Origin of the sequence: Streptomyces sp. PA03-6a, assembly GCF_033792765.1 — a bacterium.
GTDB lineage: Bacteria > Actinomycetota > Actinomycetes > Streptomycetales > Streptomycetaceae > Actinacidiphila.
Window position 1 is genome coordinate 1 of record NZ_JARAVK010000262.1, and the last position, 12,327, is coordinate 12,327.

Below are 12,327 nucleotides of genomic sequence, written 5' to 3' on the forward strand. Positions count from 1 at the left end.
CGCCGGCGGCCTTCTGCGGCCCGGTGGCCGACCCCGCCGGTCCCGGCCACCGGGCCGCAGAAGGCCGCCGGCGCGAAGCCCGCACGTGGGGGGAGGACCGCCGGCGCGGAACCCGCGGCCGAGGGCGCCCGCCCGGCCGCCGCGGACCGCCCGCGACCGGACGCGTCCGGCTCCTCCGAGGCCGTCGCGCGGGGCTACGACCCCGCCGGGTCCGGGCGGCCGGCCGCCTCGGGCACCGCGCCGCGCACCGCGCCCCCCGCGGGGGTCGGCCACCAGGCGCCGCCGCCCGCGCCCGAGGTCGCGCCGGCCGCCGGCCCCGTGACCGGCGATGTGCCCCCGGCCCCGGAGCTCGACCCCGGCGAACGGCGCCGGTTGCTGGACGGCGCCCACCACGACCCGCACGGGCTGCTCGGCGTCCACCGCGTGGCGGACGGCCTGGCCTTCCGGGCACTGCGGCCGTACGCGCGGAGCGTGGCCGTCGTCACCGGCGACGGGGCGCGGACGGCGCTGCACCACGAGGGCGACGGGCTGTTCAGCGGTGTGCTGCCGCTGACCGAGGTCCCCGCGTACCGGCTGGCCGTCAGCTACGACGGCGACGAGCGCGAGGTGCACGACCCGTACCGCTTCCTGCCGGCGCTCGGCGAGTTCGACCTGCACCTGATCAACGAGGGGCGGCACGAACAGCTGTGGAAGGCGCTCGGCGCCGAGCCGATGACCCATGAGGGCGTCACCGGCACCCGGTTCACCGTGTGGGCGCCCAACGCGCGCGGGGTGCGGGTGGTCGGCGACTTCACCTGCTGGGACGGCACCGCCTTCCCGATGCGCTCACTGGGCTCGTCCGGCGTGTGGGAGCTGTTCCTGCCCGAGGTCGGCGAGGGGCAGCGCTACAAGTTCGAGGTCTGCGGGCCGGACGGCGGGCGGCGGCTCAAGGCCGACCCGATGGCCCGCCGCACCGAGACACCGCCCGCCACCGCCTCCGTCGTCACCGCGTCCCGCCACGAGTGGCAGGACACCGACTGGATGGCCTCGCGCGGCCGCGTGCCCGTGCACGAGGCGCCCTTGTCGGTGTACGAGGTGCACCTCGCCTCGTGGCGGCCGGGGCTGTCGTACCGCGAACTGGCCGAGCAGCTCCCGGCGTACGTGCGCGACCTGGGCTTCACGCACGTGGAACTGATGCCGGTCGCCGAGCACCCCTTCGGCGGCTCGTGGGGCTACCAGGTCACCTCGTACTACGCCCCCACCGCCCGGATGGGCACCCCGGACGACTTCCGGTACCTGGTGGACGCGCTGCACCGGGCGGGCATCGGCGTCATCATGGACTGGGTGCCGGCCCACTTCCCCAAGGACGACTGGGCGCTGGCGGACTTCGACGGCACCAACCTCTACGAGCACCCCTGGCGCGGGGACCATCCCGACTGGGGGACGCTGGAGTTCGACTTCGGGCGCACCGAGGTCCGCAACTTCCTGGTGGCCAACGCGGTCTACTGGTGCGAGGAGTTCCACATCGACGGGCTGCGGGTGGACGCCGTCGCCTCCATGCTCTACCTGGACTACTCCCGCGAGGACGGCCAGTGGGCGCCGAACGCGTACGGCGGGCGCGAGGACCTGGACGCCGTCGCCTTCCTGCAGGAGATGAACGCGACCGTATACCGGCGCTGCCCCGGTGTCGTCACCATCGCCGAGGAGTCCACCGCCTGGGACGGCGTCACCCGGCCCACCCACCACGTCGGCCCGGCCGGCTTCGGCGGGCTCGGCTTCGGCCTGAAGTGGAACATGGGGTGGATGCACGACTCGCTGGAGTACATCAAGCACGAGCCCGTGCACCGCAAGTACCACCACAACGAGATGACCTTCTCGATGGTGTACGCCTACAGCGAGAACTACGTCCTGCCGATCTCGCACGACGAGGTCGTCCACGGCAAGGGCGCGCTGGTGGCCAAGATGCCCGGCGACTGGTGGCAGCAGCGCGCCGGCCACCGCGCCTACCTCGGCTTCATGTGGGCCCACCCGGGCAAGCAACTGCTCTTCATGGGGCAGGAGTTCGCGCAGGGCGCCGAGTGGTCCCACGACCACGGGCCGGACTGGTGGCTGCTCGACGAGACCTACTCCGCGGCGGGCGACCACCGCGGTGTGCGGGACCTCGTCCGGGACCTCAACACCTGCTACCGGGCCACTCCGGCGCTGTGGCAGCTCGACACCACCCCGGACGGCTTCTCCTGGCTCGACGGCGGCGCAGCCGAGGACAACGTCTTCTCCTTCGTGCGCCTCGACGCCGGGGGGAACCCGCTGGTCGCCGTCAGCAACTTCTCGCCGGTCGTCCGCCACGGCTACCGGATCGGCGTGCCGGACGGGGTGGAGGCGCTGCGGGAGGTGCTCAACACCGACGCCGCCGCGTACGGCGGGAGCGACGTCACCAATCCCGAGCCGCTGAAGTCCGAGCCGGTCGCCTGGAACGGCCGGCGCGAGAGCGTGCAGCTCACCCTGCCGCCGCTGGCCACCGTCTGGCTGCGGCCGGCCTGACCGTACACGTCACGGGATGCCGAGTGCGGCCCGCCTGCGCCACGCCAGGTGCAGGCAGGCCCGCCCCGCGGAATGGGTGCGGGGGTGCCGGGCGTAGCCGAGGACGTTCTCCTCGGTGAAGGGCAGCCCCTGGTGGCCGTGGCCGACCACGATCACGCCCTCCTCGTTGCGCTCGGTCATGCCGCCGAAGACGGTGTCGAAGGTCGCGGCCTCCCACACGCAGACGGTGAGCAGCTCCGGCTTCCAGTTCAGCGGGTCGAGCCCGAGCCCCAGGAAGCTGAAGCGGGCCCGGCCCTCGCGGGCGGCGCGGTTCATGCTCGCGTACGGCTCGTCGGTGTCGTAGTCGAGGGTCGCCCCGCCGACGCCCCCGGCGTCCGGCGCGCCGAGGAACTCCTCCGCGTACTCGCGCATCGTGTTGTGCCACAGGTCCAGGTCGGAGTGCCAGACCGGCAGCACGTCGGCGTGCGGCTGGAACTCCCCGGCGGGGACGACGTGGGTGGTGTTCATGGCGGTGGCCACGCCCTGGGCGTCGCGCCGGTGGAGGAAGAAGTACGCCCGGTCGCCGTCGATCCTGACGGTGAGGGTGCTGACGCCGGACTGTGCGCAGCGGCGGCCCAGGTCGAAGGGGTCCCCCAGCCAGCGGCGGTAGCGGCCGGCCATCGGGGCGTCGCCGTCACGGTGGCGCAGGGCGGCCTCGTAGGCGAGCGGCTCGGCGGTGTCGTACGAATCGAAGTAGCCGGCCAGCGCGAACTCCAGGGCCGGCGCCCCCTCCCCGGGCGTCACCCCGGTCAGCCGGTAGCCGGGCCCGTTGAACCACATCGCGGGCCGGTCGTACTCCCCCACGGCCGAGGCGAAGCCGTCCCGGCGCGGCCAGTAGCCCCGCAGCCTGCGCTTCGCGGCCTCGAACTCCCCCTTCCCCGGCTCCGGTTCGGGCCGCAGGCTCAGCCGCACCCGCGCGGCGGGCAGCGGCTCCTCGGGGATCCACCCCGGCGCCGTGAGCAGCGCCAGCTCCCCGTCCCGCGCGGGATGCGCGGCCAGTCCCGCCTCCGCCAGCTCCGCGCGGTGCTCCTTGAGGTGCCGGCGCACCTCGATGAAGCGGTCGACCGCCCGCTGCCGGTGCACGGTGCGCTGCGGCTCCCACGCCAGATACGCCGCCACGGCCGCCAGTGGCAGGCCGGCCACCGCGGTGAGCGTCCCCACATCCATGCGGCGTTCCTACCAGCGGCGCCGGGGCCGGACAACACTGTTCCCATGGCGGTGACACAGCAACTCGCACGGGTGACGGAGGAGTTCCTGGCCCGATGCCGTACGGCGACCCGGGATGGGACCCGCCGCGCGAGGACGTGCTCGACCTCGACTGGGCACCGGCGCCGCTGAAGAGGGTTTGCCGGGCCGCGGGCGCGGCGGCACCGGCCCTGGCCGCGCTGGAGCGCGCGCTGGACGGCGACCCGGAGGTCGCCATCGCCTTCCCCGACCACCCGGAGGCGGTCGGCGTGTTCGGGCCGCCTCCCGGCGCGGTCGCCCCGGCGGACGTGACCCTGGTCGCGGAGGGTCTGGCGGCGATCGACTGGGACGCGGTGAGGGCGCACGCGGCGGACCACGGGCTGCCGGGCGTCCGTGATCCCTGGGGATACCTGACGGGGCACTTCACCGCGCTGCGCGCCTTCTACGAGCAGGCCGCGCGGCGGGGGCTGTACGTCGTCGTGTGGTGGGACTGAGCCGTCCTCACCACGCGTCGCGTGCGCCGCGGCGTCAGCCGCCGTCGCGCGGGCGCTGCGGCGCGGTCCGCCCGTCGCGCGGGCCCCACGCGTCGATCACGGCCTCGGCCGGATGGCAGCCGAGTACGTACTCCCGCGCCCACCGCGCCGCGCCCTCGAAGCCGGACTCCGCGACGATCCGCGCGGCCGCCGTCTCGCGGTCGTAGACGGTGCGGCGCAGCTGGACGCCGCCCGCGCCCAGGAGCGCCCAGTGGGCGCCGTCGCGGCCGTACGGCATGCCGACGCTCCCGGGGTTGACGACCAGCCGGCCGTGGACGACCCGGGCGTACGGCATGTGCGTGTGCCCGCAGACGACGGTCTCCACCTCGGGGGCGACGCCGGACATCACCTCGGCCCAGCGTTCGGCGCGGGAGTCGACGAGCACGATCTCCTCGTCGTCGCGCGGGGTGGCGTGGCAGAACAGCGTCCGGCCCGGGCCGTCAACCTCCAGCTCCACGGTGTCCGGGAGGCCGGCCAGCAAGGTCACCTGGTCCTCGCGGAGCCGCCGCGCGGCCCAGTCCGACTCCGGGTACCCGGTCGTCCTGCCCGTACGGCGGTGCTCGACCAGTTCGCGGTCCGCGTTGCCGCGGATCCACAGGGCGCGCCCGCCGAGGTCGCGCAGCGCGTCGAGGGTGGGCACCGGCATCGGGCCCGCCGCGTGGTCCCCGGTGAGGACCACCCGCTCGGCGGCGCGGACGTCGGGCTCGGCCAGTACGGCCTGCAGGGCCGGCAGGTTGCCGTGGACGTCGGACAGGACCGCGACTCGTCTCAGCACACCCGTCAGCCTGCCCGCCGCTGCGGCCCGTGCGGCGCGCGTTCGCCGAGGGCGTGACGGACCCGCCGCAGCGGCGCCGCCCGCGCGGCCACAGCGCGTGCGGGGAGCGGGAGTTCGGCCGGACGCCTACTGGGCTGCCGCCCCCGGCACGCCCATACTGGGATGACTGCGGGATTCAGCGAGTGCGGGGGGCCGCTGCCGATGGTGAGCGAACGCGAGTTGCTCCCGGACCTGTTCCGGTCCGCCGACCGGGCGTCACTGCGGGGCCAGTGGCAGACCGTACGGCTGTCGCGTCAGCAGCTCGGCCTGCTCACGGTGGCCTCCGTCTTCAGCTCGTTCGACGCCACCGCGGGCCGCCTGCACTGGGCTTCCTGGCTCGCGGCCGTCCTGTTCGCGTACGCCGCGTGGACCACCTGGGTGATCCACCGCCAGAACCCGCAGGCGCTGTGGTACGAGGGCCGTGCGCTGGCCGAGTCCATGAAGACGCTCGCCTGGAAGTACTCGGTGCGGGCCGACCCCTTCACGCCGCCCGGCGACGAACGCGACCCGGACGCCCTGTACCGGCTGCAGCTCGGTGACGTCCTGCACACCTTCCGGCGCAGCAGGGCCCTGCCCTCCCACGTCGACTCGGGCATCACCCCGGCGATGCGGCGGCTGCGGGACGCGCCGCTGCGCGTGCGGCACGACGTGTACCTGCGGGAGCGCATCCGGGTGCAGCACGAGTGGTACACGATGAAGGCGGTCCGCTGCGAGGTGAACGGGCGCCGGGCGGGACGGCTGGCGATGGCCTTCCCGCTGCTCGGCGTCCTCTTCCTGGTGCTGCGGGCGGGCGGCTGGTCACCCTTCGACACCCTGGGCTTCGTGTCGGCCATCACGGCCTCGGTCGCGGCCTGGGCGCAGCTGCGCCAGTACAGCCCGCTGGCCGCGGCGTACCGGGTGGCGGCCGACGAACTGGAGCTGATCCGGGTGCAGCTGGCGTCCTTGGACCTGGACGACCCGCATGCCGAGCACCTGTGGTCGCAGCTGACCCGGGACGCCGAGGACGCGGTGTCCCGGGAGCACACCACCTGGCAGGCGAGGCGCGAGATGCGCGTGTGAGGGACGGACCGCAGGACACGAGAGGGGGCCGCTCGCAGTGCGTGTCGTACGGGCGAGGGACGGGCGGGAACTGGCGGTGGAGACCCGGGGCGATCCGCGGGGCAGGCCGGTGTTCCTGCTGCACGGCACACCCGGCAGCCGGCTCGGCCCGGTGCCGCGCAGCGCCGTGCTGTACCGGCTGGGAGTGCGGCTGATCTCCTTCGACCGGCCCGGGTACGGCGGCTCCGAGCGGCTGCCCGGCCGGCGGGTCGCGGACGTCGCCGCCGATGTCGCGGCGATCGCCGACGCCATGGGCCTGGACGGGTTCGCGGTGGTCGGCCGCTCGGGCGGCGGGCCGCACTCGCTCGCGTGCGCCGCGCTGCTGCCCGACCGGGTGACGCGGGTGGCGGTGCTGGTGGGGCTCGCGCCGCGGGACGCGCAGGGGCTCGCCTGGTACGCGGGGATGACCCGGTCCAACGTCCGCGACCACACCACCGCCGACGCGGCGCAACGGCGGCTCGCCGCCCGGCTGGAACTGCGCTCCCGCACCATCCGCGACGACCCGGCCAGCCTGCTCGCCGTGCTCCGGGAGGAGATGCCGGAGCCGGACCAGCGGGTGATCGCGGACGCGGGCCTGCGCACGATGCTGCTGCGCACCTACGCGGAGGCGCTGCGCACCTCGGCCGACGGCTGGATCGACGACACGCTGGCGTTCAACCGGAGCTGGGGGTTCGGCCTGGACCGCATCGCGGCGCCGGTGCTGCTGTGGCACGGCGAGGACGACGTGTTCTCCCCGGTGGCGCACTCGCGCTGGCTGGCCGAGCACATCCCCGGCGCGAGCATGGTGGTGCAGCCGGGGGCCGCGCACTTCGCGGCCCTGTCGGTGCTGCCCAAGGTGCTCGCCTGGGCGGCCGCCGGGGGCGGTCGGGCACGGTCGATGCCCGCCTGACCGCCGCTCACACCGGCTGCGGCTCCAGGTCCCGGTTGACCCGGTACCACTCGCGGGCGGCCCGGCTGAGGGGGTGCTCCTCGCCGAGCAGCCGTACGCACTCCGGAAGCACCTTGCTGCGGATCGCCTGCGCCCGTGCGTGCCGGCCGGACTGCCGCAGGGCGTAGGCCAGGTTGATCTCGCAGGCCAGGGCGTCCGGGTGCTCGGGACCGTAGCGCTCGGTGAGGCCGCGCAGGGCGGTCTCCAGGAGGGTCACGGCGCGGTCGGTGTCCCCCTGTTCGCCCGTGGCGTTGCCCAGGTTGATCGTGCAGTTGAGGGTGTAGGGGTGCCGGGGGCCGACCGCGCGTTCCAGCCCGGCCAGGGTTTCGGTGCCGACCGCCACGGCCTCCTCGGCGTTGCCGCTGCCCCGCAAGTAGATGGCGAGGTTGTTGCGGCAGGCCAGGGTGAACGGATGGTCGTCGCCGAGCAGCCGGCGGTAGGCGGCGAGGGCGTCGGTCGCCAGGTCGCGGGCCTTCGCCTTGTCGCCGGCCGCCGAGTAGTCGGCGGCGAGGTTGAGCGCGCAGGCGAGCGTGTCGGGCACGTCGGGCCCGTACCGCTCCAGGTAGCGGTCGTACGTCACCTGGGTGAGCCGCATCGCCTCCGCGGCGCGGCCCGCCTTGCGCAGCGAGACGGCGAGGCTCTTGGCGTTGCGGAGGGTCTCGGGCACGTCGGGGTTGAGGACGTCCTGGAAGACGTCCATCACCTCTTCGAGCATCGCGACGGAACCGGTGTAGTCGCCGATCTCCCGCAGGTCGCGGGCGAGGTTGGCCTTGGTGGACAGGGTGTACGGGTGGCGGTCGCCGAGCATCGGGGTGCGCCGGTCCACGGTCTCCTGGTCCAGCCGGCGGGCGAGTTCGGAGTCCCCGGTGAGCCGGTAGTCGATGGCGAGGTTGTTGGCCGCGACGAGCGAACGCGGGTGCTGCTCGCCGAAGATGTCCTTGAAGCCGGCGTAGATCTGCTCGTCGCGTTCCCTGGCCTCCTGGAACAGGCCCAGCGCCCGCAGGTCCGCGGCGAGGCTGCCGCCGGTGATCAGGGTGTGCGGGTGACCGGGGGCCAGCAGGGCGGTCTGCCGGGCCAGGGTGTCCTCGTCGTACTGCCGGGCCTCCTGGTACTTGCCCTGCGAGCGGAGCACGTTGGCGAGCTCGAACTGCAGGTTGAGGGTCTGCAGGTCGTCCTCGCCGAGGGACTGCTGCCACACGCCGAGGAGTTGCTCGGCCAGTTGCCTGGCCTGCTCCAGTTCGCCGCTCTTCCACAGGTAGCGGACACGGTTGACCAGCAGCTGGCGTGGCTTCTCCTCGCGGCAGTCCTCGGCCTGCGACGGCGCGAGGTGCGGCCAGATCAGCTCGAACCCGGGCCAGTTCGCCGGGTCGTTGATGGCGTCCTCCGGCGGCCGGGCCTCGGCGAGGATGCGGTGCACCTCGTGCATCGTGTCCTGCTGGTCGTCCTCCGACATCTCCGAGCGCACGGCGGCCTGCACCAGCCGGTGCACCTGGATGCTGCTGTCGGCCGGGTCGACCTTGGCCAGGGCGAAGCGGTTGAGCGCCTGGATGACCTTGCCGAGCATGTAGCGGTCGCGCAGCTGGGGGTCGTGCGGCAGCAGCGCCTGGATCATGGAGTCGCTCTCGATGAGGGTCATCGAGATCGGCTCGGCCGCGAAGAACGCGCACAGCTCCAGCAGCCGGACGGCGGCCTTGGACTGGTTGCGCAGCCGGCTGATGGAGATGCTCCAGGTCGCCCCGACCTCCCGCGGGTAGCCGGCGGCGGTGGTGACCGACAGCGCCTTGGTCGTCTGCTCCTTGAGCTGGTGCACGTAGACGTCGACGGGGGTGGCGGTTTCGGCGAGCCACGCGGCGGCCACCTCGACCGCCAGCGGCAGGTCGCCGACCGCCTCGGCCACCTGCCCGGCGTCCTCCCGGCTCATCCCGCCGACCCGGCGGCGCAGGTGCTCCACGCTCTCCGAGCGGTTGAAGACCTCGATCTCCAGGGGCTCGGTCGGTCCCGTCGGCGGCTTGTTCCGGGCGGTGACCACGATGTGGCCGCGTCCCCCGGGGAAGAAGCGGCGCACCCGCTCGGGGTCCTCGACGTTGTCGAACACCAGCAGCCAGCGCGGGAAGCGGGTGCCGGTGGCCAGTTCGTCACGGGCCGCCTCGGCGGCCTCGGAGACGCTGTCGCCGACCCTCAGCTCCAGGCGGCGCGCGAGTTCGGCGAGGGAGGGCGCGATCCGGTCCTCCTGCTCCGCCTCGATCCACCACACGAGGTCGTAGTCGGCCTTGAAACGGTGCGCGTACTCCAGCGCCACCTGCGTCTTGCCGACGCCGCCGAGGCCGTGGAGGGTCTGCGGGAAGGGCTGGACGGAGGGGTTGCCGCCGCCCAGGCGGTCGCGCAGCCGGTCCAGGACGGTGGAGCGGCCGGTGAAGAAGGTGTTGCGGGGCCGCAGGTTGGACACCTTCGGGTCGCCGACGGGGTAGCGCGGGCCGTTGGTCATGGCGGTCGGGTTGAGGTCCGTGTCGTCACGGCCGAGGGCGCGCAGCAGCGTGGTGGCGGCCGCGGCGTGGTCGAGCCGCACCAGGCTGACCGGGCTGCGCTGGGCCAGCGGCGGGCCGGGGCGCACGTCGCCGACCCGGATCGGCAGCAGCTGGTGCTGCGGGCCCGAGGGGTCGGTGCCCGAGCTCGACTCCCACACCCGCATGGCCCGCCGGGACCGCAAGTAGGCGGCGGAGAGCACGACGAGAGTGCGGGCGGAGGCCCCGGCCACGGCGGGCTGTTCCGCGGGGGCGGTGTGGGTCTCCACGTCCCAGGGGACGACCCGGAACCCGGCCCGGGTCAGGATCCACTCGATCCAGTCCGCCCACATGCGGTCCTCGGGCACGTACGCCAGCACCAGGCCGGACGGCGGGACGGGCCTGCGCCGGGTGAACTCCGCCGCCCAGCGCAGCCGTTCGGACTCCGCGATCGGGGGCAGCGAGTTCACCGCGCCGCCGGAGACCACGGAGGTCAGGCGTTCGCAGGCCGACAGCATCGAGCTGGACAGGCCCGGGGCGTCCCCGAAGGTCGCCAGGATCTCCTCGTAGGCGTAGAAGGGACGGTACGGGATCTCCACCGACCCCCAGTAGGAGACGAGTTCGTCGTCGTCCATGCCGGCCGGGAGACCGTCGAACTGGGCGCGGGCCAGGGCCCGTCCGGCGTCCGCCTTCTCCTTCTCGCCGTCGTCGATGCGCATCGGCACGGGGAAGATGCGGATGCCCCGGCCGTTGTAGCGCTCCTCGATGTCGCGGGCGACGGCGGCGGCGCCGAAGATGCTCTGGTCGCTGAGGGTGAAGCAGACCACCAGCTCGTCGGGCATGTGGACGGTGCAGATGTCGGCGATGTCGCTGAGGCCGGTGCGGCTGTCGATGAGGACGTAGTCGTAGTGGCGGCGCATGTCCGCGCGCATGGCGTCCAGGAACTGGCCGCCGCCGAAGCGGTCGTAGAAGACGTCCCAGTCGATGCCGGTGAGCGCGGTGGAGTAGTTGCGGTCCTGCCGGCCGGCGGACAGGTAGTCCAGGCTGCCGCCGCCGGGGAAGGCCCAGTTGAGGGATATGGCGTGCGGGCGGACCCGGGCGAACTGGCGGTGCCAGTCGGGCGGCCGCGGCACGTCGCGCAGCGCCTCCTCCCGGTACTCGGTGATCAGGTCGATCATGCCGGTGGTGGCCGCGAGCGCGGAGGGGTCGAGGAAGGGGTGGAAGAAGCGGAAGAGGCCCGGGGCCTCCAGGTCCCAGTCCACCGTCAGCACCCGGTGGCCGTTGGCGGCGAGGATCCAGGCGGTGTTCGCCAGGGCCATGGTCCGTCCGGTGCCGCCCTTGTAAGAGTAGAACGTGATCACACGTCCGTTACGGCTCTCGGTCATCCTGGCCCTCCGGTTTGTCGGGTTCCGTGGTGCCGCGGTCGTCGTGCAGGCCGTACGGGGAGGAGCGCTCGGGTCCGTACGCCCCTGGGGACGGGCCCCGGAGCCTCGGGCGCGAACTGTGCGGGCCCTGGGGCGGGAAGGCCGGGGCGTGGGCGGCGTAGTGCTTGGCGGCACGTCCCACGGCCCTGGGCACGTCGTCGCTGAACGCCTCCAGGCTCGGGATGTTGTTGCGGACGAAGCGCCCGCCCGGGCCGTCCGCGCGGCTGGGGTCGAGGGCGTCGTCGGCGAGGCGGCGCAGGGCCTCCTCGTGGCCGCCCGACTCCGGGTCGGCGCGGTTCCACGGCACCAGGACGCTGACCCATGGCCGGTGCTCGCTGCCGAAGCGGCTCAGCATCTCCCGCCGGTCGGGCGAGTCCAGCGCCCAGCGGTCGAGCAGCAGCAGCCCGGGGGCGGTGGGCGTGGGGTCCAGCAGGCGGTCCAGCTCCTCCTCGAACACCCCCACGCTGACCCGGTAGTCGAGGTTGCGCGCCAGGTCGGCCGCGTGGTCGGCGAGCGGCCGGCTGCTCTGCGGGCGGTAGGGGTTCCAGTCGCGCGGCGAGGGCCCGTAACAGGTGGGGCTGCGGCCCGCGGGCAGTTCCTCGGCGTCGCAGCAGGCGAGCACCGTCACGCGCAGCGGCCGGCTGGCGCCCGGGGGGCCGAAGGCGCTGGGGACGTGGTGGTAGTCGAGGTGACGCCCTTTGGCGATCTTGGTGTCCTCGACGACCTGCACGATGCGCTGTGCGAGGCGGTAGACGGCCCGCTCGTACTCGTGCTTGAGGTAGCTGAGCTTGATCAGCCCGTAGAAGCCCTCGGCGGCGTAGTCCTCGCCGAAGTCCGCGTGGTTGAACTGCAGTCCCTCGGCCGGGCCCGGCATGTCGTTCGCGGCGACCGGCACCCACAGCGCGGGCACGATGCCGGATATCGGGCGGTCGTGCAGGGACCGGTGGTGGACGGCGCGCTGGGAGAAGGCGAACCACTCCTTGCCGCACTGCTGGCTGCGGAAGTAGCGGGGCGAATAGAGCGGGACGAAGACCTGGCAGTGCGCCAGCGCCTCGGCGAGCGATTCCGGCCAGCCCTCGCCGACGTTCATCCCCCGGTCCATGAAGCCCGCCTTGACCCCGGCGGGCAGTGTCGTCATCTGCAGGATGTGTGCGCACAGGTCGTTGTAGAGCTTGGCGACCCACAGGTCGGGGTCGGGATCAGAGGGGTCGTTCCTGGGGGTGTGCGCGTAACTGAGGAAGAAGTAGGGCTTGTCCGAGGCGTCTCCCTGCCCCACGGGTAATGC

The 12,327-nt window shown here is 73.7% G+C and carries 8 protein-coding genes; 4 read left to right on the plus strand and 4 right to left on the minus strand.

Annotated elements, in window-relative coordinates:
• Positions 1 to 2,520 (plus strand): 1,4-alpha-glucan branching enzyme (glgB, locus tag PV350_RS38565; RefSeq protein ID WP_500338110.1); only part of this gene is annotated, 2,520 nt, incomplete at its 5' end.
• Between the two features lie 9 nt (positions 2,521 to 2,529).
• Here glgB and PV350_RS38570 read toward each other — a convergent pair.
• The gene (locus PV350_RS38570; protein ID WP_500338112.1) at positions 2,530 to 3,726 is read right to left on the minus strand and encodes a hypothetical protein; all 1,197 of its coding nucleotides are present in this window, start codon (positions 3,724 to 3,726) and stop codon (positions 2,530 to 2,532) included.
• 95 nt (positions 3,727 to 3,821) lie between these two features.
• Between PV350_RS38570 and PV350_RS38575 the strand changes: the two genes are divergently transcribed.
• Positions 3,822 to 4,238, plus strand: a complete 417-nt coding sequence (locus PV350_RS38575; protein WP_500338114.1) for a DUF1877 family protein — start codon at positions 3,822 to 3,824, stop codon at positions 4,236 to 4,238.
• A 34-nt stretch (positions 4,239 to 4,272) separates the two neighbouring features.
• Here PV350_RS38575 and PV350_RS38580 read toward each other — a convergent pair whose 3' ends face one another.
• A complete protein-coding gene (locus tag PV350_RS38580; protein ID WP_499514089.1) occupies positions 4,273 to 5,052 on the minus strand; it encodes a metallophosphoesterase family protein in 780 nt (259 codons plus the stop codon).
• 162 nt (positions 5,053 to 5,214) lie between these two features.
• On the opposite strand from PV350_RS38580, the gene PV350_RS38585 reads away from it, so the two are divergent.
• Positions 5,215 to 6,150, plus strand: a complete 936-nt coding sequence (locus tag PV350_RS38585) for a DUF4231 domain-containing protein (protein WP_499514088.1) — start codon at positions 5,215 to 5,217, stop codon at positions 6,148 to 6,150.
• Positions 6,151 to 6,187: 37 nt separating this feature from the next.
• On the plus strand, positions 6,188 to 7,078 hold the full coding sequence (locus PV350_RS38590; protein WP_500338116.1) for an alpha/beta fold hydrolase: 891 nt from the start codon (positions 6,188 to 6,190) through the stop codon (positions 7,076 to 7,078).
• A gap of 7 nt (positions 7,079 to 7,085) precedes the next feature.
• Here PV350_RS38590 and fxsT read toward each other — a convergent pair whose 3' ends face one another.
• Together fxsT and PV350_RS38600 are read right to left on the minus strand one after the other, a co-directional pair.
• Positions 7,086 to 11,003, minus strand: coding sequence for an FxSxx-COOH system tetratricopeptide repeat protein (gene fxsT / locus PV350_RS38595; protein ID WP_500338118.1), 3,918 nt, complete (start codon positions 11,001 to 11,003; stop codon positions 7,086 to 7,088).
• Positions 10,987 to 12,327 (minus strand): TIR-like protein FxsC (locus tag PV350_RS38600; RefSeq protein ID WP_500338120.1); only part of this gene is annotated, 1,341 nt, incomplete at its 5' end. The genes PV350_RS38600 and fxsT, both read right to left, overlap by 17 nt.